General features: G+C 50.9%; 25 protein-coding genes and 1 pseudogene. 11 read left to right on the top strand and 15 right to left on the bottom strand.

Going from position 1 to position 25,971, the window contains the following annotated elements:
• Positions 1-8: 8 nt before the first annotated feature.
• Both G8770_RS07880 and nspC read left to right on the top strand, forming a co-directional pair.
• On the top strand, positions 9-1,205 hold the full coding sequence (locus G8770_RS07880) for a saccharopine dehydrogenase family protein (protein ID WP_167184370.1): 1,197 nt from the start codon (positions 9-11) through the stop codon (positions 1,203-1,205).
• Between the two features lie 46 nt (positions 1,206-1,251).
• The gene (nspC, locus tag G8770_RS07885; protein ID WP_167184373.1) at positions 1,252-2,418 is read left to right on the top strand and encodes a carboxynorspermidine decarboxylase; all 1,167 of its coding nucleotides are present in this window, start codon (positions 1,252-1,254) and stop codon (positions 2,416-2,418) included.
• A 37-nt stretch (positions 2,419-2,455) separates the two neighbouring features.
• On the opposite strand, the gene G8770_RS07890 is transcribed toward nspC, so the two are convergent.
• From G8770_RS07890 to G8770_RS24110, 7 genes and pseudogenes are all read right to left on the bottom strand, one after another.
• On the bottom strand, positions 2,456-2,899 hold the full coding sequence (locus tag G8770_RS07890) for a DUF6210 family protein (RefSeq protein ID WP_167184376.1): 444 nt from the start codon (positions 2,897-2,899) through the stop codon (positions 2,456-2,458).
• Positions 2,900-3,014: 115 nt separating this feature from the next.
• A complete protein-coding gene (locus G8770_RS07895; RefSeq protein ID WP_167184379.1) occupies positions 3,015-3,956 on the bottom strand; it encodes a substrate-binding periplasmic protein in 942 nt (313 codons plus the stop codon).
• 3 nt (positions 3,957-3,959) lie between these two features.
• Complete coding sequence (locus tag G8770_RS07900; protein WP_167184382.1) at positions 3,960-5,099, bottom strand: patatin-like phospholipase family protein; 1,140 nt, start codon at positions 5,097-5,099, stop codon at positions 3,960-3,962.
• Positions 5,100-5,208: 109 nt separating this feature from the next.
• Positions 5,209-5,820 (bottom strand): response regulator, encoded by a 612-nt coding sequence (locus G8770_RS24520; protein ID WP_167184384.1) that lies wholly within the window; start codon positions 5,818-5,820, stop codon positions 5,209-5,211.
• A gap of 241 nt (positions 5,821-6,061) precedes the next feature.
• Positions 6,062-7,579 (bottom strand): PAS domain S-box protein, encoded by a 1,518-nt coding sequence (locus G8770_RS07910; RefSeq protein WP_167184387.1) that lies wholly within the window; start codon positions 7,577-7,579, stop codon positions 6,062-6,064.
• Between the two features lie 381 nt (positions 7,580-7,960).
• Positions 7,961-8,656: a LysR substrate-binding domain-containing protein gene (locus tag G8770_RS07915; RefSeq protein WP_243760347.1), complete on the bottom strand. Its 696-nt coding sequence runs from the start codon at positions 8,654-8,656 to the stop codon at positions 7,961-7,963.
• 3 nt (positions 8,657-8,659) lie between these two features.
• A pseudogene (locus tag G8770_RS24110) lies at positions 8,660-8,848 on the bottom strand (LysR family transcriptional regulator); the annotation flags it as partial.
• Between the two features lie 242 nt (positions 8,849-9,090).
• Here G8770_RS24110 and G8770_RS07920 point away from each other — a divergent pair.
• The 9 genes from G8770_RS07920 (at position 9,091) to G8770_RS07960 (ending at position 17,919) form a co-directional block, all read left to right on the top strand.
• Positions 9,091-9,768 (top strand): histidine phosphatase family protein, encoded by a 678-nt coding sequence (locus tag G8770_RS07920; RefSeq protein WP_167184394.1) that lies wholly within the window; start codon positions 9,091-9,093, stop codon positions 9,766-9,768.
• Positions 9,769-9,865: 97 nt separating this feature from the next.
• The gene (locus G8770_RS07925; protein ID WP_167184397.1) at positions 9,866-11,077 is read left to right on the top strand and encodes an acyl-CoA dehydrogenase family protein; all 1,212 of its coding nucleotides are present in this window, start codon (positions 9,866-9,868) and stop codon (positions 11,075-11,077) included.
• 167 nt (positions 11,078-11,244) lie between these two features.
• The gene (locus tag G8770_RS07930) at positions 11,245-12,282 is read left to right on the top strand and encodes a phosphotransferase (protein ID WP_167184400.1); all 1,038 of its coding nucleotides are present in this window, start codon (positions 11,245-11,247) and stop codon (positions 12,280-12,282) included.
• Between the two features lie 39 nt (positions 12,283-12,321).
• On the top strand, positions 12,322-13,296 hold the full coding sequence (locus G8770_RS07935) for an NADPH:quinone oxidoreductase family protein (protein WP_167184403.1): 975 nt from the start codon (positions 12,322-12,324) through the stop codon (positions 13,294-13,296).
• Between the two features lie 64 nt (positions 13,297-13,360).
• A complete protein-coding gene (locus tag G8770_RS07940; RefSeq protein WP_167184406.1) occupies positions 13,361-14,125 on the top strand; it encodes an SDR family oxidoreductase in 765 nt (254 codons plus the stop codon).
• Positions 14,126-14,186: 61 nt separating this feature from the next.
• Entirely contained in the window at positions 14,187-14,954 is a 768-nt protein-coding gene (locus G8770_RS07945; protein WP_167184409.1) for an SDR family NAD(P)-dependent oxidoreductase, read from the top strand.
• Positions 14,955-14,978: 24 nt separating this feature from the next.
• Positions 14,979-15,746 carry an SDR family NAD(P)-dependent oxidoreductase gene (locus G8770_RS07950; protein ID WP_167184412.1) on the top strand — a complete coding sequence of 256 codons (768 nt, stop codon included), beginning with the start codon at positions 14,979-14,981 and terminating at the stop codon, positions 15,744-15,746.
• Positions 15,747-15,904: 158 nt separating this feature from the next.
• The gene (locus G8770_RS07955; protein WP_167184415.1) at positions 15,905-16,855 is read left to right on the top strand and encodes an alpha/beta fold hydrolase; all 951 of its coding nucleotides are present in this window, start codon (positions 15,905-15,907) and stop codon (positions 16,853-16,855) included.
• A gap of 41 nt (positions 16,856-16,896) precedes the next feature.
• The gene (locus G8770_RS07960) at positions 16,897-17,919 is read left to right on the top strand and encodes an NADP-dependent oxidoreductase (protein ID WP_167184419.1); all 1,023 of its coding nucleotides are present in this window, start codon (positions 16,897-16,899) and stop codon (positions 17,917-17,919) included.
• A gap of 75 nt (positions 17,920-17,994) precedes the next feature.
• Here the strand turns inward: G8770_RS07960 and G8770_RS07965 are convergent, their stop codons facing one another.
• The 8 genes from G8770_RS07965 to G8770_RS08000 form a co-directional block, all read right to left on the bottom strand.
• Positions 17,995-19,635 (bottom strand): AMP-binding protein, encoded by a 1,641-nt coding sequence (locus G8770_RS07965; protein WP_167184422.1) that lies wholly within the window; start codon positions 19,633-19,635, stop codon positions 17,995-17,997.
• A gap of 266 nt (positions 19,636-19,901) precedes the next feature.
• Positions 19,902-20,225, bottom strand: coding sequence for an SCP2 sterol-binding domain-containing protein (locus G8770_RS07970; protein WP_167184426.1), 324 nt, complete (start codon positions 20,223-20,225; stop codon positions 19,902-19,904).
• Between the two features lie 20 nt (positions 20,226-20,245).
• Positions 20,246-22,030, bottom strand: a complete 1,785-nt coding sequence (locus G8770_RS07975; protein WP_167184429.1) for an acyl-CoA dehydrogenase C-terminal domain-containing protein — start codon at positions 22,028-22,030, stop codon at positions 20,246-20,248.
• Positions 22,031-22,279: 249 nt separating this feature from the next.
• On the bottom strand, positions 22,280-23,341 hold the full coding sequence (locus G8770_RS07980; RefSeq protein ID WP_167184432.1) for an AraC family transcriptional regulator: 1,062 nt from the start codon (positions 23,339-23,341) through the stop codon (positions 22,280-22,282).
• Positions 23,342-23,410: 69 nt separating this feature from the next.
• Positions 23,411-23,632, bottom strand: a complete 222-nt coding sequence (locus tag G8770_RS07985) for a hypothetical protein (protein WP_167184435.1) — start codon at positions 23,630-23,632, stop codon at positions 23,411-23,413.
• A 110-nt stretch (positions 23,633-23,742) separates the two neighbouring features.
• Positions 23,743-24,594: an HAD-IIB family hydrolase gene (locus G8770_RS07990; protein WP_167184438.1), complete on the bottom strand. Its 852-nt coding sequence runs from the start codon at positions 24,592-24,594 to the stop codon at positions 23,743-23,745.
• A gap of 312 nt (positions 24,595-24,906) precedes the next feature.
• On the bottom strand, positions 24,907-25,332 hold the full coding sequence (locus G8770_RS07995) for a hypothetical protein (protein ID WP_167184441.1): 426 nt from the start codon (positions 25,330-25,332) through the stop codon (positions 24,907-24,909).
• 12 nt (positions 25,333-25,344) lie between these two features.
• Entirely contained in the window at positions 25,345-25,968 is a 624-nt protein-coding gene (locus tag G8770_RS08000; RefSeq protein WP_167184444.1) for a transglycosylase SLT domain-containing protein, read from the bottom strand.
• Between the last annotated feature and the right edge of the window lie 3 nt (positions 25,969-25,971).

Consider the following 25,971-nt stretch of genomic DNA (forward strand, 5'->3'; position numbering starts at 1 on the left):
TTCATCACATGGCAAAAGTAATTATTATTGGCGCCGGCGGTGTCGGCCAAGTGGTTACCCACAAGTGCGCACAACTGCCCGAGGTTTTCACCGAAATCGTTCTGGCCAGCCGCAACGAAGACAAGTGCAAGAAAATTGCCGCTCAGATTGATACCCCTATTCGCACGGCACAGGTCGATGCGGATAAGGTTCCGGAACTTGTGGCCTTGTTTGAGCGTGAAAAACCCTTCATGGTGATTAACGTGGCGCTGCCCTATCAGGATCTGACCATCATGGACGCCTGCCTGGAAGCCGGCGTGCACTATATGGATACGGCCAACTACGAGCCTTTGGACACCGCCAAATTCGAGTACCACTGGCAGTGGGCCTATCAGGAAAAGTTCGAAAAGGCGGGCTTAATGGCGTTACTGGGTTCAGGCTTTGACCCTGGTGCCACCAACATGTTTACCGCCTATGCCGCCAAACATTACTTCGATGAAATCCACACTCTGGACATCATTGATGTCAACGGCGGCAACCACGGCTACCCGTTTGCCACCAACTTCAACCCCGAAATCAACATTCGGGAAGTCACGGCAGAATGCCGTCACTGGGAGAACGGTGAATTTGTCGAAACCCCGGCCATGTCGCTGCATCAGTCGTTCAGCTGTCCGGACGATGTGGGCACTTTCAACATTTACCGGATGTACCATGAAGAACTGGAGTCGCTGACCAAGCACTTCCCGAGCCTGAAAAAAGCCCAGTTCTGGATGAGTTTTGGCGAAAGTTACCTGAAACACCTTGAGGTGCTGGGTAATGTCGGCATGACCAGTATTGAGCCGATTAATTTCAATGGTGTCGAGATAGTGCCGATTCAGTTTCTGAAAGCGCTGTTGCCAGACCCGTCGACGCTGGGCCCCCGCACGGTGGGCAAAACCTGTATTGGCTGTGTGGTCAAAGGCGTTAAGGATGGCAAGCAAAAGAGTGTCTACGTCTACAATATCAAAGACCATCAGGACTGCTACCGCGAGGTTCAGTCGCAAGCTATCTCTTACACCACGGGTGTGCCCGCGATGATCGGCGCCAAGATGATGATCGAAGGTAAATGGATGAAAGAGGGTGTGTGGAACATGGAACAACTGGATCCGGACCCTTTTATGGACGACATGAACCAGCACGGACTGCCGTGGCAGATCATCGAAGAACCAGACTTTAACTTAATTTAAGCCCATAGGGGCCTCATTTAGATTATTGGGTAAGCGTTATAAATCAATGAAAAGTAAAAGCTTTCACTCTTTCGACCCAACCCGTGTGCCCTCGCCATGTTTTGTGGTGGACGAGGTTGCCGTGCGCCACAACCTGGAAATTCTTAACCGGGTGCAGCGTGAATCCGGGGCCAAGGTACTGCTGGCTCTGAAGGCTTTTTCCATGTTCAGTCTCGCCCCGACCATTGGCCAGTACCTCAGCGGTACCTGCGCCAGTGGCTTGTACGAGGCCAAGCTGGGGCGCGAAGAATTCAAGGGCGAAGTCCATACCTTCAGTGCGGCCTTTACCGAGCAAGACCTGCCAGAGATTCTGCAGCTATCGGATCACGTGGTCTTTAACTCCTTCAATCAGTGGCAGCGATTTCAACCATTGGTGAAAGCCGCAAAACGTGAACGCCCGCAACTTGAGTTCGGCCTGCGAGTCAATCCGCAGCATTCTGAAGGTGCAACCCCAATTTATGACCCCTGTGCACCGGGTTCTCGACTGGGGATTCCAAAATCCGCCTTTGCCGGACAGTCTCTGGAAGGCATCAGTGGCCTGCATTTCCACACCTTGTGCGAACAGGGCTTTGCCCCGCTGTCACGCACGCTGGATGCGGTAGAAGCTCAGTTTGCCGAGTATTTTCCTCAGCTCAGATGGATTAACTTTGGCGGTGGCCACCACATTACCGCCCAAGGTTATGACGTCGATCAGCTCATTGCGCGCATCAAGGCTTTTCAGCAAAAGCATGGATTGCAGGTCTACATCGAGCCCGGGGAAGCCATAGCGATACAAACCGGAGTGCTGGTCAGTGAAGTGCTGGACGTTCTGGACTACGAGCAGTCGCTGGCGATTTTAGACACGTCGGCCACCTGTCATATGCCAGATACCCTGGAGATGCCGTACCGAGCCGAGATCTTTGACTCAGGCGAGCAAGGCGAGCTGGCCTACAACTATCGACTCGGTGGTCAGACCTGCCTCGCGGGTGATGTCATGGGGGACTATAGCTTTGCCGCCCCCCTGAAGGTAGGCCAACGATTGATGTTTGATGATATGTCGCACTACACCATGGTGAAAACCAGTACCTTTAATGGCATCGGGCTGCCCTCCATTGCGCTGTGGAACTCCGAAACGGACGCGCTGACGATCGTCAAACAATTTGGCTACGAAGACTTTAAACAGCGTCTTTCTTAGTCCGGGCTGCCAGCCTTTACGGCTGCAGCGACAAGGGTCATGATTCCCTGCAGGGCCAGGTTAACACCCCCTGCAGGTTTCCTCCCTCACCACCAAAACCGCTAAAATAACTAAATTCGCCCTGCGCCATGATGTTGAGGTACACCCAGCCAGGGGCTGACGCTTTCAGTTTTGAGGCGTCCACACTGATGGCATCACTGGAAGAGACCTCATGCAAAAGGTCATCGAGTTGATTGACCATGCCAGGAGTCAGCTCCTGGGACCTGCTGGCGATCTCATTCAATCTGGGGACGAGGGACAATTCCGACTGATCCAACGGCGGATCGTTGGATATGGGCACAAAAAAACCTTCCTCCCGACGTGTTGAATTTAAGGGATTGCTAGGATTGTCCACTCCGACCCGATTCCAGTAAAACACCCCGCTGTCGCCACACAAGACGATCCCGGCCTGTTCCAATGACAGTAAACACACTTCTTTCACAGTTGCCCCCCAACGTCTGCAGCAATACCAGTTTTAAAACTGGACATAGTCTTCACTGAACCATCACCGGTCCTCAGGTATACAGCGCAAGCGCTGCACGGGTAGAACCCGGCCCTCATCGAGGCTTCGACATAATCGCGTCATAGACCCCGCTGTTTTTGATATTTTCCAGACCCAGATCCAGCATTGCCGCGTATTTTTCCGATTCGGGGTGCTCTCGGGAAAAGGCTACGTAAATCTCACTGACATGATTTTGAGCACCGCGCCTTAAGACATTTTCTGGCAAGCCCAGCTCTTCCATCGTGTGCGTGGCCACCCGATCGAATAAAACCGCCATGTCCACCCGCCCGGCCAAAAGCATACGGATGATCTGCTTTTGCCTGGCCACGCGATACTCCCTGAAGCGGGTATGCTGAGCCTCATAGGTATCCCCGTATTCGTAGCCGAGAATTAACGCGACTCGCTCACCATCGGGGATCTCTTTGGCAGACGCATAGTTTTTGGGGGGAATGTCGCTACTGGTGGAATCGCCGGGTGTTAACGCTTGCTCAGTAGTTGAGTCTATGAATTCCTGCTCGGGAGACCTGTCAACAAGAGATGTGGCATTGGAGTAGTAAAAGGACGCAGAAGCTCGCAAGATCGGTGTTTTACCAAAGATAAAACGCTGCTGAGTACTGGCCTGACGCGTGACGTTATAACCGGCCGCAATAACACCGGCCTCCGTCTCTCGTAACACCCGGGCGTAAGGCATAACCATCAGCTTGATTGGCTGACCCACACTGGCAAAAGCAGCTTTGACAATGTCGGTGCTAATGCCCTGCCCTTGCTCATCGGCAAACGGTGGCCAGCTGTCTTCGACACCAATCACGATCGGTACCGGCAGCCCCCCTTTTTCCTGGCTTTCTGTCGTAGCCCCATGCGCAGCTCTCGCACTCAAGGACTGCGTTTCAGCCCGTACAGAAAGCCAGGAGGCGGCCCACACCGCAAGCAACGCGATTAAAAAAACATAAATGCCAGAGCGCCAGGAGGTTAACTGATTAATCCGCAGTCTGCTCAAAAACTAAACCTCAAAAAATGCCTGGATATTGTCTTTCTCCCACATAGCATCCTGATAACCCAGCTCCATCAGCTCGTCAAGGTAGGGTTTCTCAAACAACAGATAACTGGTGGTTGCTGCCCCGCCCCCTTTATTGGTGGCTCCGGCAGACCTGAGGAACATTCTAACACTCCTTGGCATATGGCGAATTTTTCGCCCCGCCAATTTGTCCAAGGCCTTACTCGGAGAGATGACAATGGTATCCACTGGGCGCAACTGCGTTTTTTGCTCCTCCATCACCTCATCAGGAATGAGTTTGAGCAGTGCATTAACCCGCTCAAGGTGTTCCAGATCCCCCTCCAGGCCGTCAATGAAAGCGCTGTTAAAGAGCTGACCAAAGACTTGTGCGATTGACGGTGAGTGCTTTGTTCGGGGCACTTGCTTGGTACGGCTTAAAGGGTCGCGATTGTTGGAGACACCGATGACAAAAATTCGATCCGCTCCCATGTGCAATGCCGGGCTGATCGGGGCAACCTGACGCAAGGCCCCATCCCCAAAGTAATCCAGACCTAATTTCACCGCCGGAAAAATTCCTGGAATGGCGGCAGATGCCATCAAGTGATCCAGTGTTAACTTGGCAGGCTCACCGGTTCTGCGGTACCGCCGCCAACCTTCCACCGTTTTGTCCCCCTGAAAAAAGCTGACCGATTCGCCGGTGGAATAATTCATGGCGGTCGTGCACACGGCCTTTAGGTCACCTCGCTGCAAGCCCACATCCAGCTGATCAAAATCGATATAATCCTTAAGGAAAGCTCTCAGGGGTTCATTGTCGAGCAACGCCAGTGATCTTTTTTTGCTCATTCCCTCATTAAAAAGGGACATGAATAAACGCCCACCGCCACACATTAAATCGCGCCAGGAAGTTTTAAAGACTTTATCGGTACTGAGATTGGTCCAGATCTTATTTAGATCATCAACCGCTTCATAGAAGTGCCCCGTGTGTGAGGCAAGCGCCAATGCATTAATAGCACCGGCAGAAGTCCCGCAGATAATAGGAAAGGGATTGCGGGTTGTTGAAGGCAACAAATCATTAATTGCTGATAAGACTCCCACTTGATAGGCCGCACGAGCGCCGCCACCCGATAAAATCAGGGCATTTGTCAACTTCTGTAACTCCTGTCTGGTCCGTTTAGTCCGTTCATTCTGCAGAGTGCAGGGAAAGTTAAACGCTTGGTTTAACTACAAGCGCGGAAAGGAAAGCATCCCAAATGCTTTATAGCTCGTGTTTAATCAGCGACACCTTGTCCATAAACTCGGCCAGTCTTTTAACCTGCATTTTGGACATCACCCGACTGCGGTGTATTTCGACCGTTTTAATGCTGATCCCCAACTGTTCAGCAATTTCCCGGTTTGCCAAGCCGTTCATCACCAACTTGGCCACGTCCAGCTCCCTGCGACTGAGCTCAGACCAGCACGCCAGCACTTCGGCTTTACGCTGTTGCTGCTCAAACTGTTCCGCGGTACTCGACAGTGTGTCCTCAATCAAAGACAGCATGGCAGTGTCTTCAAAGGGCTTTTCGATAAAATCCACCGCATCGTTTTTCATTGCCTGTACTGCGACGGGCACGTCTCCATGTCCGGTAATAATGATCACAGGAATGACCTCTCCACGGCGAATAAGCTCCTGCTGCAAAGCCAGCCCACTCATCCCGGACATGCGCACATCCAGTAACAGGCAGCCAGGCTCCTGACGGTAGGTAAACAAAAAATCTTCGGCACTTTCGAAGGCTTTCACCTGGTAACCGGCCCCCTCCAACAACCAGGCCAGTGAGTCACGAAAGTCCTGATTATCATCAACAATAAATACGGTTTGCTGTATCGTCACAAAATATCCTTAAGTGCCATAAATTGGCATTGTAGAAGCTCTCTGTGTATCCAGTACAGCGTGAAAGCGGTCTCAACATTAACTTAACTGTTGGCTCAAAATTGTAGGCTATCTTCGCAAAACGCCCTTGTGCTGCCCTGTTCGCAAGCGTCATTATGCTGCTTTCTGGCAGTCGTTCTTATGCCTCTCACTCAACAACCTGACACGTCGAGCTCAACAATCCACTGCCATCTACCCGCGTTCAACATCCTGCCCGGGGTAACTTCACCGTAAATGAAGTGGCCGGCGGGTGATCCATATCGACCACTATTTGACCACCATGCGCCTCAACAATGGATCTTGAGATGGATAACCCCATGCCCAACCCATGGCTTTTTAGGGTAACGTACGGTTCAAATAGCGTCTCTCGCAGGCTTTCATCAATACCACCGGCAAAATCCTGCAGGGTCATCAGTATATCCTTATCGTCAATGGTGATGCCGATCAAGACGATCCGGTCGTCGCAATTGGACTCCTGATACGCGTCCATACTATTGCGTATCAAATTAAACAGTACCTGCTGAATTTGAATCCGGTCACCGATCACATTGGCCGCAGTTTCTGGCAAATTATATTCTAAAGTAACCCGGTTACTCCAAAGATCGTGGCCTAATAGTTGCTGAACTTCCTGTATTACTTGCTGCAGGCTAAATTCGCTGCGCTGATAAGGTGTTTTTTTCACAAAACTGCGCAACCGCTTGACGATATCCGCAGCCAACTGTGTCTGCCGAACAATTATATCAAACACCTTATGCAGGTGTTCTTCTGATAAACGCTGCCCATCATCCAGCATCCTGACCGCCCCCCGAGCGTAATTCAGGGTAGTGGCCAGAGGCTGGTTAATTTCGTGAGCCAGTCCCGTTGCCATCTCCCCCAATGTCGTCAACCGGGAAGCGTGAATCAAATCCGATTGCTGGTCACGCACTCGCCGCTCAATCATCTTTTGCTCAGTACTGTCGCGAATAATCAGCGAGTAATAATTACCCTTTTTACCCAATTCCGCTTTCGAATAGGCCAACACCTCTTCTAACAGCAGATAACGATCTCGAGCCTGCGGGGCACGCACCCGCAGAGCCCCGTTCCAGCTGCCATCAATATCCGCCTGGGAAAAAGCGGACTCCACCACTTCAGCGTAGTTCTCTGCTCCCAACAGATCCTTGAGATAAGGCCGCTCATCCATCCCCGCCACATACAGCACATCACGGGTTGCCTGGTTCATATAATTGACACGATGCTGACGATCACAGAATAAAATCATGGCGAACGACGCTTCGACCACCGAAGCGAGCAATCGGGTAGATTCTTCGGCGTTCACCTGAGCTGAAATATTTCGGGTAATGGCGATAATTTCGATCAGTTGACCCTCATCATCGCGGACAGAACTGTGGGTAGACTCCATCCACGAATAACTGCCGTCTTTATTGCAGCTACGATAGCGGAAAGTCCGTGCCCCATGATGGTAAATGGCCGGAATCAATTTGTTTTTCATCGCCTCTGCATCATCGGGGTGAAACAGCTCATACGCAGGGCGCCCCAATAATTCCTCAGCGGTATACCCTGACATGCGCTCCAGGGCCGGATTTAAGGAGGTATAAGCCCAATCCCCCGGCCGGTGAGTTGAAATAATATCCCCGGAACGCTCGACCAAAAAACGATAGCGGGCATCTGAAGAAGAGCCGCCCATGGTAATTAAAGAGTCTGTTCGGGAAGATTTTGTCATTGAACCGGTCTTTTGTGAGAAAAGCCCCAATTTACTTGCCTGCAGGGAGACATGCAATGTCCAAGGGGCTGTCTTCGAGGGCGTCGGCCTGACACGGCAGACCAAAGAGCCCAGGCCGTCACGTCCAGCGGTGTAGTTATGCTGAGCTTGTCGTCATGGTCGACTTATGAGTTATGCGGGGAAAGCCCTGACAAAACGCCGTCGCGATCAAACAGCATTGTACAGTAAGATATGCGGTGTTCGTGGTTTTATAGCCGTAAAGCGGCCATGCGCCGGGCAGCGGCATTGATAACGGCGACACGACCGTGCCATCTCGGCACAGCTAAGATGGATGACCTCTCCAGTCCCGCAAAGCCTCCCCGTCCCCCAACACCCATGTTTTTAAAGATTGAGATCCAGGAGTAATGACCGCATCCAGATATTAGCCTTGTCCTGATCCGCACTGGTGTGCCAATACAGGTTCCAATCAAGGGCCGGAAGTGAAAAAGGCAGCTCTAACACTTTCATGTCGTACTTTTGCGCCATGCTCATCGGTATGGTCAGTGCCAGGTTGGTTTTGGCCACGAGCATGGGGGCAACCTGATAGTGCTGTACCCTCACTTTCACTTTTCGATGACGTCCCAGGCGGTTGAGGGCAACATCGACGTAACTCATCCCCTTGCGACGTGAAGAGACCAGAATATGATCCAGCTCCAGAAACTCGTCCAGGGTGATTGAATCATTCACGAACGGATGATCTTTACGGACAACGCACGCGTATCGCTGCTTTACCATAGAGGCCGTACAAATTTGAGTACCGGAAATCAACGGGACATCCAACGCAAAATCCAGTGAACCGGCCGCCAGCTCACGCTCCACCAGATCGCGAGGAACGTGGTAGCACTCAACACTGACATTAGGTGCCAATTCCTGCAAGGTCTCCAGCAGACCCGGCAGAATCATCGCCTCCGCCATGTCGTTCATGCTCAGCCGAAACGCTTTATCAGCCTGATCCGGCTGGAACACCTCCCCTTCAGTGACACTGGTATTGAGCAACTGCAGCGCCTCCTGAACCCGCCCGACTATATTTTCAGCCATGGGTGTGGGACTCATGCCTTGTGACGTCCGTACAAACAGAGGGTCGTTCAGAGTATTACGCAGACGTCCTAGAGCATTGCTCACGGCAGGCTGCGTAATGCACAAAACCTCTGCAGCACGCGTTAAATTCCGCTGTTGATAGATCGCATCGAAGACGATAAATAGATTTAAATCTACCTGACTCAGTCGCATAAATCCTCTCTAGGTCTCTGCCCAATTCTCTGGCAGTTTGTCTTACCAATAGCAGGCAGGCCTGCCTAAAACCGTCAATCCCACCTAAAAACGGTGCTGCGTTCAGCCATGGACCGCTCACTAGAGCCATAAGATACATGAATATTACCGAATTCACATAATAAATTTTCAATATAATCAGGTGGGGACTAAGCTCTGTTACCAAGTCATTTCCGCAATATTGAATAACGGGAGCACAACGGATGGCAGAACTTTACCTTGTCAGGCACGGACAGGCGTCCTTCAGGTCTGACAACTATGACAAACTGTCTCCACTTGGTCACCAACAGGCACAATGGCTGGGCGAATACTTTCGCCAACGTAACCTTCAGGTAGACAGCATCCTCACCGGCACTCTGGTCCGACATCGTGAAACCGCAGAGGGCATCGCTCAGGGCTTGCAGTTGTCATCACCGGACTTCAAGGTGTTTGAAGGCCTGAACGAATTTGATTTTCACAGCCTGATCAACGCCTATATCAAACAGCACCCTGCTGAAGCCCTCGACAGAAACGCGCCCGCTGCAGACTTCTACAAGCTGTTAAAAAAAGGCATGCAAAAGTGGTCATCCGGTGAACTCAGTGAAGGCGTAGACGAAACCTGGCAGCACTTCGAAGAACGGGTGCGCAGCGTCATTGAAACCCTGCAAGCCGAATTTCACGGTCAAAAGATCGTCGCTGTCAGCTCCGGCGGTGCCATTGCCATGGTACTCAGGCAGATTCTGCAGGCTCCCAGCCAAACGGTCATAGAGCTGAATTTACAAATCAAGAACACTGCCATAGCCCATTGTTACTTTAACCCCAAGGCGTTGCGCATGACCAGTTTCAATCACGTTCCGCATCTGGATACACCGGAGCGCGAACAGCACATTACGTACAGCTGAGAGTGTCAGCACATAACCTGTAACAAAGCATAACCATTACAATTTACCGTTTTCAATTAACAACAGATAACAAACAGATATTTTGAGGGAGATCATAATGGATTTCGAATACAGCGATAAAGTGAAAGGCCTGATAGAACAAGTGCGTGCATTTATGGATGAGCATGTCTACCCCAACCAGGATCTCTTCAATGAACAGCTATCACAAGAACGCTGGTCCACCCCCCCCATTCTGGATGAACTGAAAGCCAAGGCCAAAGTACTGGGCCTGTGGAATTTTTTCTTGCCTCTGTCTTATGGCGAGTACAGCGGTGGATTGACCAACCTGGAATACGCGCCACTGGCAGAAGAAATGGGTAAAGTGGGTTGGGCGCCGGAAGTTTTTAACTGCGCTGCGCCGGACACCGGCAACATGGAAGTATTGGCCAAATACGGCAACGAGGAACAGAAAAAACAATGGCTTGAACCGCTGTTGGCTGGAAAAATTCGTTCGGCTTTTGCCATGACTGAGCCTGAAGTGGCCTCTTCAGACGCCACCAATATCGAAACTCAAATTGTCCGCGATGGCGATGAGTATGTGATCAATGGCCGTAAGTTTTACATCAGTGGCGCCTGCCGGAAAACCTGCGAAATCATGATCGTAATGGGCAAGTCGGACCCTGAAAACCCCAACCGCCATATGCAGCAATCTCAAGTGTTGGTCCCCATGAATACCCCGGGGGTAACCATCGTTCGCCCGATGCAAGTGTTCGGATACGATGACGCACCGGAAGGTCACGCGGAAGTCATTTTTGAGAATGTCCGAGTACCGGTGAGCAACATCATTCTCGGTGAAGGCCGCGGTTTTGAAGTGGCTCAGGGGCGTTTGGGACCGGGTCGTATACACCACTGTATGCGTTCGGTGGGTGCGGCACAACGGGCACTGGAACTGATGTGCAAACGCGCCAATAGCCGCGTTGTTTTCGGCCAGCCAATGTCCAAGAACCAATCCGTGCGTGAAGACATTGCCCGTTCAGCCTGTCAAATTGAGCAAGCCAGACTGATGACTCTGAAAGCTGCACAAAAAATGGATACCGCAGGCAACAAAGAGGCCAAAGATCTAATTGCCATGATAAAAATCGTTGCCCCCAGCATGGCACTGGATGTTATTGATCGCGCGATTCAAATACACGGTGCCGCCGGCGTCAGTCAGGACACCAGTCTTGCCCATGCCTATGCCGGCCAGCGCACTCTGCGTTTGGCCGATGGCCCCGATCAGGTGCATATGATGCAGTTGGGTCGTAACCTAATGAAACAGTTTGAAGACTAGTACTGTGAAGGCTATTTCTTGAACACACGTTTTTTAAAGTCAGCGTAGAGCCGACCTGACACGGACCCCACTGCCTGCTTCAGGCAGTGGGGTTTTAAACGTTAAACGCGTTTCGAAAACACCCGTTATACACTATGCACCATACACAAAATGAAACGGAGATAAGAATGAGTACTGCCGTTGACACTCTGGATACCGAAGTTTTAAGCCGTTATCTTGAAGAGCACATAGAAGGGTTTAAAGGCCCCGTCACCGCCGAGAAATTTGCTGGCGGGCAGTCCAATCCAACATTCAAAATCAAAGCGGCCTCAGGCACTTATGTATTGCGTCGTCAACCACCGGGCAAGCTGCTTAAATCAGCTCATGCAGTCGATCGCGAATACCGTGTTTTGGCCGCGTTAAAAGACAGTGATGTCCCTGTGGCAAAAGTCTTCCATTTGTGTGAAGACCGCGACGTAATCGGCTCCATGTTTTACATCATGGAGTTCTGCGATGGCCATATTTACTGGGGGGCTGCGCTGCCTGAAATCGACAGTAATGAACAACGCACCGCCATGTACGATGAAATGAATCGTGTCCTCGCGGCCCTGCACAGTGTGGATGTCGATGCAGTCGGGTTGTCTGACTACGGCAAGCCAGGCAATTACTTTGAGCGGCAATTCGGCCGCTGGTCCTCCCAGTACAAAGCGTCTGAACTGCAACCCATTCCTGAAATGGACAAACTCATCGATTGGCTGCAGGAAAATCTTCCCGCCGACGATGGCAAGGTAGCGTTGACTCACGGTGATTACCGGCTCGATAACGTCATGTTCTCTCAGGACAACAGCAAGATTATTGCCGTTCTCGACTGGGAGCTCTCCACCCTGGGGCACCCCTACTCTGACCTTGCCTACCAGTGCATGCAATTGCGGCTGCCCACCAGCGGTGAGAAAAACACGATGTCTGGTCTGCTGGGCATCAACCCGACCGATCTGGGCATTCCCACAGAAGAAGAATATGTAGCAGCCTATTGCAAACGCATGGGGATTGAAAAGATCGACAACTGGTCTTTTTATCTGGCGTTCAGCTTTTTCCGCCTGGCCGCCATTTGTCAGGGCGTCGCCAAACGAGCCGCCGATGGCAATGCATCCAATAAAGCCGCCAATCGCGTCGGTGCGATGGTATTGCCACTGGCCCAAATGGCTCTGGACATCATTAATCAATAAATATTCAAAAGAACACCAGTAAGGGTTCAGGAGAGAGTTATGAAAGCAATTATCTGTGAAAAATTTGCCCCCGTAGAAGAGCTGCTTTACAAGGATGTCCCCGACCCTGTTGTCGGCAAGGGACAGGTTCTGCTGGACATCACTGCGATTGGAGTCAACTACCCGGACGGCCTATTGGTTCAGGGGCTGTATCAGATGAAACCGCCCTTTCCGTTCACTCCTGGCATGGAAGTCGCCGGGGTCATCAGTGCGCTGGGTGAAGGCGTCAAGCATCTGAAGGTCGGCCAACGAGTCATTGGTTTAGCGGGTTTAAATGGTTACGCCGAAAAAGTTGCCATTGATGCCATGCTGGTGATGCCTCTGCCGGACTCGATCCCGGATGACGAAGCCGCAGGCTTGATTACGGCTCACGCTACCGCCCACCACGCGTTGAAACAGCGTGCGAACCTGCAACCCGGAGAAACCCTGGTAGTCACCGGTGCCGCGGGCGGTACCGGCCTTGCTGCCGTACAAATCGGTAAAGCCATGGGGGCTAAGGTGGTAGCGGTCTGCTCTACTCAGGAAAAACTCGACATCGCCAAAGCCAACGGTGCGGATATTTTGATTAATTACAGCGAAACCGACCTTAAAAGTGAGCTTAAAAAACTCAACGACGGCAAAGGTGTTGATGTTGTCTACGATGTGGTCGGTGGTGATGCCTTCGATGCCTGCAGTCGCTCAATGGCGTGGAACGGTCGCTTACTCGTCATTGGTTTTGCTTCTGGCACGATCCCCAAGTTCCCGGTGAACCTTTCACTGGTTAAAGGTTATTCCGTGGTCGGTGTTTTCTGGGGCAGCTTTACCAAGCATGAGCCCAAAGCGTTTATGGAAAATATGGTGGAACTGATGGACTGGTACGTCAAAGGCAGTGTTAAGGTGATCGTTGACGAAGTATTCCCCCTCAAAGACACCGCCAAAGCCCTGCACAAAGTCATGGATCGTGAAGTTAAAGGTAAAGTCATTCTAAAACCTTGATAAAAATTCACCCACCTAGCCTATACAGACAGACGTATTTTTAGACCTATCAAGAGAGAACACTATGACTACGAACTTATTTGACTTATCGGGACGCATTGCTCTGGTTTCAGGCGCTAGCCGCGGCATAGGTGAAGAGATTGCCAAGTTGCTCGCCGAACAAGGTGCACAGGTTATTGTCTCAAGCCGCAGAATTGAAGACTGCACTGCGGTGGCTGACAGCATCAAGGCCAGTGGCGGCAAAGCTGAACCCTTTGCATGTAACATCGGCAATATGGACGATATCAGTGCTGTGTTTGAACACATCCGCAGCACCTACGGCAAACTCGACATTCTGGTGAATAACGCAGCCGCCAACCCCTACTTTGGCCACATTCTGGACACCGACCTGGGGGCATTCAACAAAACGGTTGATGTTAACATCAGAGGTTACTTCTTTATGTCAATCGAGGGTGGCAAGCTGATGCGTGAACACGGTGGTGGCGCCATTCTCAATACCGCCTCGGTCAACGGTTTACAGCCGGGAATGGGCCAGGGAATCTACTCCATTACCAAAGCTGCCGTCATCAATATGACCAAAGCGTTTGCTAAAGAGTGTGCCCAGTTTGGGATTCGCTGTAATGCCTTACTGCCGGGCCTGACGAAAACCAAATTTGCAGGCGCGCTCTTTACCAATGATGACATCTACAAAACCGCCGTGCAGGGAATTCCAATGGGACGCCACGCGGAACCGAGAGAAATGGCTGGCACCGTTTTATATTTGGTATCGGATGCCAGCTCTTACACCAATGGTGAATGCATTGTGGTCGATGGCGGCATGACCATCTAACCCGTGGTATTTGGTCTGGACGCACCGCAATATCGCAGCCTCCGCAACAGAGAATCTCCATATGAAAAACTATCAAGATCAAGTTATTTTGATTACCGGCGCCAGTGGCGGCCTGGGGCAGGAAGCCGCCAAACAATTTGGCAAGCTCGGTGCAAAACTGGCTCTCAGCGACATCAATGCCGAAAAACTTGCCTTGCTCGCCAATGAGTTGCGTGAGCATGACATCGACGTGCTCACCATGGTTTGTGACGTCCGTGATGAAGATCAGGTTAAAGCCTTTGTGGCGGCAACCGTTGAGCGTTTTGGCCACTTGCATGCCGCGATCAATAACGCCGGCATCGATCCTGAACACGCCCTGCTGGCGGACACTTCTCTGGAAGAATACCAACGTACAATGGACATAAATGTCCAGGGTGTTTTTCTTTGTATGAAATATCAAATACAACAGATGCTAACTCAGGGTGGCGGTGCTATCTGCAATATCGCCTCAGTCGCTGGCGTCGGTGGCGCGCCTTTCATGTCGGCTTACGCAGCCAGCAAACACGCGGTTATCGGACTGACTAAAAGTGCCGCCTTTGAATACGGAAAGTTTAACATCCGTGTCAATGCTGTTTGCCCATTCATCACCATGACCGATATGTTTGAGCAAACTCTGGCTCAATTTCCAGACCGTGAAGCAGCGCTGAAACACTTTGGTAAAACCGCCGCTCTCAAACGAGTAGCCCAGCCTGAGGAAGTGGTACAGGCGATGCTGTTTGCCTGTGACCCCAACAACTCCTACATGACCGGTCACGAGCTGGTCATTGATGGTGGCATGACTGCGGTTTAACTCTCAAAACATCAGGAAAAAACAATGGATCCACTACTCGATTTTACCGATAAAGTTATTCTGATTACTGGAGCCGCCAGTGGCTTTGGCAAACAACTGGCTGAAGATTTTTCACGCCGGGGGGCCCGACTGGTACTGGGCGACGTTAACGAAGCCGGTGTACAGGCTGTCGCTGCCAGCCTTGAAGGGCCGGTTACGGCCATGAAGTGCAATGTTGCCAATGAGGCAGAGTGCAAAGCCATGGTTGAAGCCGCCACTGAAATCTACGGTCGCCTGGACATCGCCGTCAATAACGCGGGTGTCGGCCAGGGTTTCATGTCCTTTACTGACATCACCGAAGAAGTGGCTGACCGCCAATTCGACATTAACGTCAAGGGCGTCATGTACGGCATGAAGCATCAGCTTAACGTGATGAACGATCAGGGTGACGGTGTCATTCTCAACGTCAGCTCCATGGCCGGACTCGGTGGCGCGCCTAAAATCGCCGCCTACTCTGCCGCCAAACACGCCGTCATCGGCTTGACCAAAACCGCCGCCGTGGAATACGCCAAGAAGGGTATTCGCGTCAACGCTGTGTGTCCCTTCTTCAGTCTGACGCCACTGGTGACCGATTCGGAATTAGCGGCTGGCGGCACCGAACAGCTGGAGTCCTTCCTCAGCCGTGGCGCGCCAATGAAGCGTCTTGGCCTCCCCCAGGAAATCACGAATGTCATGTTATTACTGTGCTCCCCAGGCAATACCTACATGACCGGACAAACCATTGCGATTGATGGGGGCGTTTCCGCACTTTAATACACACGCCCAATCTACAACATTAAGAAAGACTGTACTCAGAAAGACAATGTTCAAACCCACAACGTTCAGACTCCACATTAGGATGTCTGAATGTTGTCTCGCTAAAGAAAGGCTGAGTTCAACATCGACTGAGGCCTTAACAGCAGGATCCCAGAATGCACAGGATTGAAGATTCTTACTTGAACGTTAACGGCCTGCGCTATCATCTCGTGAGCTGTGGCAGCGGCCCACTGGTATTGCTCACACACGGTTTTCCTGAATCCTGGTACTCCTGGCGCCATCAATTGCCCGCCTTAGCCAAAGCCGGCTTCAAGGCTGTTGCTCTGGATATGCCAGGCTATGGTGATACCGACAAGCCTGATGCCGTTGAGCGCTATAGTCAGGTAGCCCTCAGTGACGACATCGCTGACATTGCAACACAATTGGATTACGAAACCTTTGTCTGTGTCGGCCATGACTGGGGAGCCCCAACAGCGTGGCACACAACATTACGATTCCCTGAAAGAGTCCGGGCCGTCGCAGCCATGAGCGTTCCTTACGGTGGCCGATCTGCACGCCCCCCCACTGAGGGCTTTAAGCGACTGTTTGCTGACAAATTTTATTACATTCTGTATTTCCAGCTACCCGGGGTCGCCGAAGCTGAGCTGGAAAGCGATATTCCACGTTTTTTGCGAAGCTTTTGGTGGCCCGTCAGCGCTGAGGGCAACGGGACATTCGCTCGAGAAGACCAACCCCATGATGCCCAGCTTTTTCAAGCCATGCCCGACCCGGGTCAACTGCCAGAATTTATGACCGAAACTGAAGCCAATCATTATATCCAGGCGTTTACGCAACACGGTTTACGAGGCCCGCTCAATTACTATCGCAACATTGACAGAAACTGGGCACTGAGTAACAACTACGGCAACAATACTATTACCCAACCCGCCTTATTCTTGTACGGCGACAGAGACCCGGTTCCCATGGTGGGCGGTGAACTTGAACGGATGAAACACATCGTACCCGGTGTGGAAATACAAAAGCTGGAGAAGTGTGGACACTGGATTCAGCAGGAAAAACCCGAAGAGGTTAACTCGCGGTTAATCCACTTCCTGAAACAACTTTAACCAAGAAAATGCACACAACATTTCTATAGAGGATACCCAATATGACCCAGTATCAAAATCGCTCAATCGTTCTCAGTAAACGCCCACAAGGTGAACTCCAGGACGGAGACCTCACCCTGGAAACCAACCCGGTGCGGGAATTAAAAGACGGAGAATTTCTTATCCAGGTACTCTGGCTCTCTCTTGATCCCTATATGCGCCCACGGATGAACGACACTGAAAGTTATGTCGACCCCGTTGCCATCGGGGCAGTCATGGCCGGTGAAACGGTAGGTCGTGTGATCGCATCCAAAACCCCCAAATACTCAGTCGGTGACATAGTGACCAGCTACTCGGGCTGGCAGGAGTACTACATTGCAAATGAGAACGAGGCGATGATTTATACCGTGCAACCGGACGGTGTTCCTCTACAAGCCTTTTTGGGGGTTGCAGGGATGCCTGGCCGCACCGGCTATTGCGGACTGACCTACGTAGGCAAACCCAAAGCCGGTGAAACCGTAGTGGTTGCTGCTGCATCTGGACCTGTGGGAACCGTCGTTGGTCAAACTGCCAAGCAACTCGGTTGTCGTGCGGTGGGAATTGCTGGAGGCCCTGAAAAATGTCGCTATGTGGTCGAAGAACTTGGCTTTGATGACTGCATTGATTACAAGCAGGGCAACCTGCTGGAGAACCTCAAGTCTGCTTGTCCGAAGGGTATCGATGTGTACTTTGAGAACGTCGGCGGTGAAGTCACCAAGGCTGTTGCCCAACTATTAAACAAAGGTTCACGAGCCCCTATTTGCGGATACGTTTCTGCCTACAATTCTGAAGACATTGGTAAGGTCGAGACACCGTTCCACATATTCGGCGCTCTGGCTGAGCCACCTGAGCATCGCTTCTTTGTGGTCACCGAATGGCAGGATCAACACCAGGAACTGACCAAGTTACTCGCTGAGCAAGTCAGGAGCGGCCAGCTTAAGTACCGTGAATCTGTCGCAGAAGGTCTGGAAAATGCTGTTGATGCCTTTAAAGGCATGCTCAAAGGTAAGAACTTCGGCAAGCAATTGGTGCATATTGCCGATTAATGAAAGCGGCTGTGTCCATAGACATAAAAAAGGCAGCCATTGGCTGCCTTTTTTATTAAAGAACGCGCAATCGGGTTAAGCGGCTTTACCGCTTGTTTTTGCCTTCTCTTCCTCTTTCAATTCACGGCGTAAAATTTTACCCACATTTGACTTGGGCAAATCATCCCGAAACTCAATATGCCGAGGAATTTTATACCCCGTCAGTTGAGTCCGGCAAAAGGCAATCACATCTTCTCGGGTTAAGGCCGGATCGTCCTTAACAATAAACAGCTTAACCGCTTCTCCAGATTTTGCATCAGGCACACCAATTGCTGCAGCTTCCAACACACCTGGGTGCTTGCAAACTTCATCCTCAATTTCATTGGGATAGACGTTAAAGCCCGACACGATAATCATGTCTTTCTTGCGGTCGACGATCTTGATGTATCTGTCCTTGGAAATAACCGCCATGTCGCCAGTTTTTAACCAGCCATCTTCACTCAGGATTTCAGCCGTCGCTTCTGGACGTTGCCAGTAACCTTTCATGACCTGAGGGCCACGAACCAGCAGCTCACCAGACTCGCCTTGCGCAACTTCGTTTCCGTCATCATCGACGATTTTAATATCTGTGTTTATCACCGGCGTGCCCACTGTCCCCTGACGAATATCATCCGGTGGGTTAGAACTGATAACCGGCGATGTTTCCGTCATGCCGTAGCCCTCTGAAACCTGACAACCCGTGGTTTTTTTCCACAAATCGCCAACATCACTGGTCAGAGCCATGCCGCCAGACGCAGTCAATTTAAGCTGGGAAAAATCCAGCTTTTTAAAACCTTCGTTGTGGCACAAGCCATTAAACAATGTATTGAGGCCAACAAACCCTGTGATCTTCTGCCCTTTCAATGCATTCACAAAACCGTCCATATCCCTTGGGTTAGGAATCAAAATACTGTGATTGCCTGTACTCACCAACATCATGCAGTGAATGGTAAAAGCGTAAATATGATACAGAGGTAAAGGCGCCACGAAAGTTTCTGCACCCGGCTGGTTCATACTGCCCAGACGCTCATCAAGTTGTTTCATGTTGGATACGATATTGCTGTGCATCAACATAGCGCCTTTTGCCACCCCTGTGGTGCCGCCGGTGTACTGCAGAACGGCGACATCTGAAGGATCAACCGAGACCGTAGCCAACGGGCTAGAGGCCCCTTTCTTTAACGCATCTTTAAATGAGATTTGATTGGGAAAGGAAAATTCCGGGACTAACTTCTTTACATGTTTGGCAACGAAGTTAATGATCGGCCCCATCGGGAAACCGTGCAAATCGGCTGCATCAGTGACGATCACCTGCTCTACAGAAGTATTGCGGATAATAGCAGCGGCCGGACTGGCGACATTTGACATCACCACCAACAACTTTGCGCCAGAGTCATTAAGCTGATGCTCAACTTCACGCTCCGTATACATCGGATTTGTGTTCACCAGAATCATACCTGCCCGCATGATCCCGAACATGGCAACGGGGTATTGAAGTATGTTCGCCAATTGAACCGCGACCCGGTCGCCAGGCTTTAACGAAGTGTGATTTTGCAAATAACTGGCAAACTGCTCACTGTAACGATCAATTTCAGCATAAGAGAGTGTTTTACCCAGGCAAGTAAAGGCGGGCTTATCCTTGTACTCTTTGAACGCCGCGAGGAACACATCGGGGATGGTTTCTAAATTACTGGTATTCACTCTTCCTCCCAGGCAAGAATGCCTTATCTTTTTTATCTGTAAACAAAATGCAACTTGCTGATAGTCACTACTGAACCATTTAACCAGATGCGTTTTACTTTATTGGGTTTGTCTTTATTCATCGTGCCGTTAGAACAGCTTATAGGTAAAAACTGAATATAATGTGTTGTCTCTGAAGTCTGTTATTTTTTTTAAATTGGGCTGCAAAATTGCCATTCATCCAAATTTATTGTCAAAAATGACATCACACGAAGTTCACAATGTGACTAGGTTTTTTGCAAAGGAAATAACTCAGACAATTTGGTCGCGTGTGCCATATCACCATCGGCCTTGATTCGCCCAAACATAAACGCTTGCATACCATTGACTGTGCCGCTCAAAACATCAATCAATGTCTGTAAATCCATAGTCAAGATAACCGTTGGAGAGTCACTGATACCTTCGTTTAAAAAACACTGGGAATCAGACACCACCAAATAACAATCCCCGGCATCGGGGATTGTTATTTGGAAACAAGCTTCCAGCCCCTCTGCCGCTTGACGATCAAAGCGGAGACGGGCCTGGAGAAAAACCTCTTGTAAATCAGGCATATAAATCAGAGTCTTCGCGATTAAAAAGCGAAAGACTCTACATCCATGTCCATCAGGCTGCTGGCGCCAGAGGTCATGGTTGTTGCCAAAGACTCGGTGCGAGGCAAAATACGCGCGAAGTAAAAATTAGCCGCCTGTACTTTAGCGGTATAGAACGCCGCGTCACCACGACCTTCATCCAGTGCAGCCTGAGCCTTGGTGGCAGCCAGAGCCCAGAAATACCCGAGGACTACATAACCAGAGAACATCAGGTAATCAACGGATGCGGCACCGACTTCGTCGGGGTTTTCCATAGCCGCCATACCCACTTTCATGGTTAGCTCACCCCATTGTTTGTTAGCTTCAGCCAATGTTGCCACCAGAGGATTTCCTGCATTGGCCTGGCAGAATTTATGAACCTCTTTGGTGAACGGCTTCATGATTTCACCCTGGCTCATCAATACTTTACGACCCAGCAGGTCCAATGCCTGAATACCGGTGGTGCCTTCATACAACATGGAAATACGGCAATCACGAACGTTTTGCTCAGCACCCCACTCCGAAATAAAGCCGTGACCACCAAAACACTGAACACCGTGGTTAGCCGATTCAAAACCCACTTCGGTCAGGAATGCTTTACAAATAGGTGTCAGGAACGCCAGTTTGGCATCGGCTTCTTTCGCCGACTCTTCCTCACCGTTGCTGATGATATCAACCAGCTTACCGCAATAAGCCATCAGCATACGCCCACCTTCGGCGAAGGCTTTCTGAGTCAGCAGCATGCGACGAACATCCGGGTGAACAATAATGGGGTCAGCCGGACCATCCGGGTTTTTCACACCGCTTAAAGAGCGCATTTGCAAACGATCACGAGCGTAATCCAAAGACTTCTGGAAACCCAGTTCAGCGTGGGCAACACCCTGCAGTGCCGTGCCCAGACGCGCGGTGTTCATAAAGGTAAACATGCAGTTCAAGCCACGGTTAGGCGGCCCAATCAAATAGCCTTTGGCATTATCGAAATTCATGACACAGGTTGCAGACGCTTTAATACCCATCTTGTGCTCAATGGATCCGCAGCTCACGCCATTTCTATCCGCTACGCTGCCATCTTCTGCGATGTTAAACTTGGGAACGATAAACAGTGAAATGCCCTTGGTGCCCGCAGGTGCATCCGGGAGACGAGCCAGAACAATATGGACGATATTTTCTGCCATGTCGTGTTCACCGGCAGAAATAAAGATTTTGGTTCCGGAAATAGCGTAAGAACCATCGGCATTGGGTTCGGCCTTGGTCCGCAGCATGCCCAGATCAGTACCGCAGTGAGGCTCAGTCAGGCACATAGTCCCGGTCCACTCACCGCTAACCAGCTTGGTCAGGTACACTTCTTTCTGCTCGTCCGTACCGTGCTCTTCAATCGTGTTCATCGCACCGTGCGACAAGCCAGGGTACATGCCCCATGACCAGTTGGCAGTACCCACCATTTCATTGAGAACCAGACCCAGCGACGGCGGCAACCCCTGACCGCCGTGGTCCGGGCTGTGAGTCATTGAAGGCCAGCCGGCTTCAACAAACTGCTGATAAGCTTCTTTAAAACCTTTTGGAGTGGTAACTTCACCATCATTCCACTGACACCCTTCAGCGTCACCAGACTGATTGATCGGAGCCAGAACGTTTTCGCAGAACTTCGCGTTCTCTTCCATAATCGCGTTCGCAATATCCGCACCGGTTTCTTCGAACTTGGGAAGAGCCTGCCAGTGTTGCTCATAGTCCAACAATTCGTACATGGTGAACTGTATATCACGTAGGGGCGCTTTATAGTCTGCCATCCTGATAACCTCTGTGTCGTCTTTAAATTGATTTGTCCCTGAATTTCAGGCACTTATAAACAAACGCTAGAATCACGAATTCGTCAATTTCGCTCAATGGCAAAACTGACTACATTTACTATCAAATATGACTATAGACCACTATAACGCCACAAATAGCCTGTGACTATTCGGTCAAAAATACTTTGGGCCGATCAACACAGACTTACACTTAAAGAACCTGCTTGACCAACAAGTCAGATATAAACGCTAGGCCGCGCCCTGCTCTACCGACATTTGCTTGCGGTATTCACCGGGAGTCAGTCCGGTCCACTTTTTGAATGCCCGGAAGAAGGCACTGGTTTCATCAAATCCAAGGCGCTCGGAGATCACACTGTTAGTGAGGTCTTTACAGCCCAAATAATGGATGGCCGCTTCCAGGCGACATTCGTCTTTGATTTTCTGAAACGAGGTCCCCTCCTGCTGTAAATGGCGGCGCAGGGTCGTTACCGATAAATTTAATTGGGAGGCGACGGCCTCGGCCCCAGGCATGGACTCACTGACGTCTTTTGACAAGATAGTGCGCACCTTCGATTTAAGGGTACTGCGTGCACTGTTGTTAATGACCAGGTGGTACGGAGCCATGCGGATGAACTCGTCCAGGGTTTGTGGATTTTGGATGACCCGGGCATCCAGATAATCCTTGTGCAGCTCGAAACCATTGTATGGTTGCTCAAAGAAAATCTGTGCGGGATAAGACTCTGCCAGAGCCCGGAAAGACTCGGGGCATGGAAATGTAAAACTGATCGATTCCAGAGGGATTTCCTGCCCAATCAACCAACAGTGAAATCGGTGCCAAACCGCCAAAGACGTCCTGATACGGTCAGCGTTTTCGACCGACATCAGCTGCTCAAAGGCCTCATCGGACAAAGATTCGATCCCTGCCATTCGAATCGAGGCCAATTCACCCTCGCCCTCAACCAGGATCGACCGAACCTGGAAACCACGGCATATTTCACTGAACTCACCCGTGCGAATCACCGCCTGACGCAGGCTTTCACAATGAATAAGCGTGAGGCAAAGCAACCGGAATGAGCCCCAGCGGACCTTACCTCCGGCCATCATTCCAAAACACTCGTCCTGCATTTGCCACATGATGCGCTGGTAGAGTTGTCCGTACTTCACCGCTGAAAAAAAGCGCCCATCCTCGATATCTTCCGGTGAAATACCCAGCGCCTGCAGTAACTCATCCGTGTCACAGCCCTGTTCTTGCGCTGCATCCAGTAATGCACGGGCATACTCGACGGATACGGGACTATCAAATATCGCCATAAAGCTGACACCATTCGGCCTGGCCGACAGAGATTGGGGTGACTATACTGGCTTCATTGGTCAAGATTTTCAATCGTCATTTCTGAGCTTTTGAACAAATTTGATCAAAACAACCATGCCGATAGCGGCCACCATCAGGCCGAGTATCAACACCAGTGAAATTAAAAAGAATTGACTCAGCGTTTCCAGAGGTACATCCCAGCCCCAAACGGCCAGTGCCAAAAACGCCAGAGATGCCAAAACAGCCACCGAAGCAGCGGATCTGGACTTATTCTTCCTGGAAAAAATCATACAACACCTTTAACAATTCAGAGACCGGCATTGGCCATATGGCAAAACGCCTCTCTGACGGTTTCAGACTTAACACAAACTCAGCCACAGTAGCGGCCTGCCAGCCGAGGCTAACTCCCAGCCAAGTGTTCCAACACTACAGCTACGCCATCTTCCCAAACGGCTGTAGTGACAATATCAGCCTGGGCTTTGACATCGTCTGTTGCATTTCCCATCGCCACACCCACCCCGGACAACTGCAAAAAGGTTTTATCAGATTGCGCATCCCCAAAAGAAATCACCTGATCAGCGGTGACGCCATGGTATTCCAGCAACTGCTGAAAGCCAGTCTGCTTGCAGGCCCGCGAGCTGATCACACTGACAAACAACCAATCCGGCTTTGCCGCCATCTTAGCATAGGCAAACACGGCGTCAGGAAATCGTTTTTCCAGGGCATAGAGCTTGGCATGATCTTGTCTGGCGGATACTGCAAACAACAGCTTAATAACGGCCTCATCCGCTTCCAGCTCATCAAAAGCACACATTTCAGGGGCTGCTCTCAGGTGTTGACTGTGCAATTGTCCCAAGGCGGTGATGGCTTCGACGTAAAAGCGATGCCGGCCACAGACTTCGATATACACCTGCATGTGTTTCGCCGCCGCCAACAGGCACTCAACCAAGGCCTGCTCCAATGGGTGCTCAGCCAGGCTTTCCCCCGTTTGTGGATTGTGAAGCAGAGCGCCGGTATAAAACAAACCCGCATGATTTAAGCCCAGTTCACGCACCAGAAAATCAGCCGCAAACAGGGGCCGCCCCGAAGCCACGGCCGTTTTAACCCCCCGCGCCTGAACGGAATGGATAGCCTGCCGCACTCTTTCCGTATAGTTACCATCCAATCCCAGCAACGTGCCATCAATATCAAAGAAAGCCAGGCGAATATCACGCTGCAAAAAGCGCTTCGCTTCAGGAGACGATATATGCATAAGTGTTTTTCATTCACGGTTAAAGAAGGACGGGCTAACGCCAGACAGCGGCCGCCCCCGTAATTGGGCCGAGTGACGGTATTTCATTTTTTCATCAGCGAGGTATTTTGGATCAGCGACTGCCTCGATAAGGACCCCACCCAACCAAGGGTTTCAGGACCGAGAATGATCCACGGGTCCCGGCACCTAACACCAAAAGCCTTCGCAGTAGCTCAACAATCAGGCTGCCCGAAGACCAGACTGTAGGGCTGCCCGAACACCACACTACAGGACTGCCCGAACACCACACTACAGGACTGCCCGAACACCAGACTACAGGCTGAGAGACCCCTCGTGACTCCACTCACAGCGCACCTGCATATCGCCAGACCCCGGAATATGAGTGTCGCTGGCGGACTCCCAGGTAAAGGTGTGGGTGCCCGATAATTCAGTTTCCAAATGCACGGTGGCTGAAACCCAATACATTTGACTGAGCAGCTCTTCAAATTTGGCAATCCACTGCTCCCACTCGTATTCCACGGCTTTGTAGGAGGCACCGAAGTGCATAACCTCGGTCTGATAGTTTGCCTGATCGACCTCCACCTGTGGAATCGCAAACATTTCCTGACACAGAAAAGGCCAGCCGTCCGCCTTGGGCAGCCCTAATAATGCCTGCCGATTTATTCTACGACGGGATGAATCTGTCTCGTAATAGGAGGCATCTTTAATACAACCGTAAACAATCGATTCCTGATCCATAATCTTCAGCCCTTAGAAAAACCACCAACCGTTGCTTTCCAAACGCTCCTGACATCCTGCCAGTTGCCGTTTATACGTCGCCGCACGGGAAGACACTTTTTTGGCCACACCGGTCAACCAGCGTTTGTTGCTGTAGGTTCTGCGACTGAAACCACCATGCCCTTCATGGTACGCAAGGTACAAATTATACGGGTCGTTCAACCCGATGCCATTGCGCTTGTGACTGACGCTGTTGTACCAGGCGACAAAATCCACCGCATCCGCAAAATCGTCACGATCTGCCCCCCACCCGCCGGCCTGATCTTTATACCAATCCCAGGTTTCATCTTTCGCCTGAGAAAACCCGTAGGCACTGCTAACGCGAGGGCCGGGGAAAACCCACAACAATTTTGTCCGCGGAGGCTTTGCCTTCGGCTGGAAACGCGATTCCTGATGCATAAACGCCATCAATATCGGTATCGGAGTGCCCCATTTCTTCTGCGCCGACAGCGCGTCGTCGTACCAGCCATCTTTCTCATCAAAAATATGACAAATATTATCCACATGCCGCGGCGGAGAGGTAACACAACCGGTCAAGCCGGCCACCACTACAATCGCTAACACACCGCGCGTTAGTATCAACTTCAGAAATTCCATTTG

The organism is Pseudomaricurvus hydrocarbonicus (genome assembly GCF_011602365.1).
Classification (GTDB): Bacteria; Pseudomonadota; Gammaproteobacteria; order Pseudomonadales; family Cellvibrionaceae; genus Pseudomaricurvus; species Pseudomaricurvus hydrocarbonicus.

Bases quoted from the DNA above. Each gene is read 5' to 3' on its own strand.
- nspC (WP_167184373.1), top strand. From the start codon at position 1,252: ATGAAAAGTAAAAGCTTTCACTCTTTCGACCCAACCCGTGTGCCCTCG.
- G8770_RS07915 (WP_243760347.1), bottom strand. From the start codon at position 8,656: ATGGCTGAAAATATAGTCGGGCGGGTTCAGGAGGCGCTGCAGTTGCTC.
- G8770_RS07940 (WP_167184406.1), top strand. From the start codon at position 13,361: ATGACTACGAACTTATTTGACTTATCGGGACGCATTGCTCTGGTTTCA.
- G8770_RS07970 (WP_167184426.1), bottom strand. From the start codon at position 20,225: ATGCCTGATTTACAAGAGGTTTTTCTCCAGGCCCGTCTCCGCTTTGAT.
- G8770_RS07925 (WP_167184397.1), top strand. From the start codon at position 9,866: ATGGATTTCGAATACAGCGATAAAGTGAAAGGCCTGATAGAACAAGTG.
- G8770_RS07990 (WP_167184438.1), bottom strand. From the start codon at position 24,594: ATGCATATATCGTCTCCTGAAGCGAAGCGCTTTTTGCAGCGTGATATT.
- G8770_RS07945 (WP_167184409.1), top strand. From the start codon at position 14,187: ATGAAAAACTATCAAGATCAAGTTATTTTGATTACCGGCGCCAGTGGC.
- G8770_RS08000 (WP_167184444.1), bottom strand. From the start codon at position 25,968: ATGGAATTTCTGAAGTTGATACTAACGCGCGGTGTGTTAGCGATTGTA.
- G8770_RS07950 (WP_167184412.1), top strand. From the start codon at position 14,979: ATGGATCCACTACTCGATTTTACCGATAAAGTTATTCTGATTACTGGA.
- G8770_RS07985 (WP_167184435.1), bottom strand. From the start codon at position 23,632: ATGATTTTTTCCAGGAAGAATAAGTCCAGATCCGCTGCTTCGGTGGCT.
- G8770_RS07955 (WP_167184415.1), top strand. From the start codon at position 15,905: ATGCACAGGATTGAAGATTCTTACTTGAACGTTAACGGCCTGCGCTAT.
- G8770_RS07995 (WP_167184441.1), bottom strand. From the start codon at position 25,332: ATGGATCAGGAATCGATTGTTTACGGTTGTATTAAAGATGCCTCCTAT.
- G8770_RS07975 (WP_167184429.1), bottom strand. From the start codon at position 22,030: ATGGCAGACTATAAAGCGCCCCTACGTGATATACAGTTCACCATGTAC.
- G8770_RS07960 (WP_167184419.1), top strand. From the start codon at position 16,897: ATGACCCAGTATCAAAATCGCTCAATCGTTCTCAGTAAACGCCCACAA.
- G8770_RS07980 (WP_167184432.1), bottom strand. From the start codon at position 23,341: ATGGCGATATTTGATAGTCCCGTATCCGTCGAGTATGCCCGTGCATTA.
- G8770_RS07880 (WP_167184370.1), top strand. From the start codon at position 9: ATGGCAAAAGTAATTATTATTGGCGCCGGCGGTGTCGGCCAAGTGGTT.
- G8770_RS07910 (WP_167184387.1), bottom strand. From the start codon at position 7,579: ATGACAAAATCTTCCCGAACAGACTCTTTAATTACCATGGGCGGCTCT.
- G8770_RS07920 (WP_167184394.1), top strand. From the start codon at position 9,091: ATGGCAGAACTTTACCTTGTCAGGCACGGACAGGCGTCCTTCAGGTCT.
- G8770_RS07930 (WP_167184400.1), top strand. From the start codon at position 11,245: ATGAGTACTGCCGTTGACACTCTGGATACCGAAGTTTTAAGCCGTTAT.
- G8770_RS07935 (WP_167184403.1), top strand. From the start codon at position 12,322: ATGAAAGCAATTATCTGTGAAAAATTTGCCCCCGTAGAAGAGCTGCTT.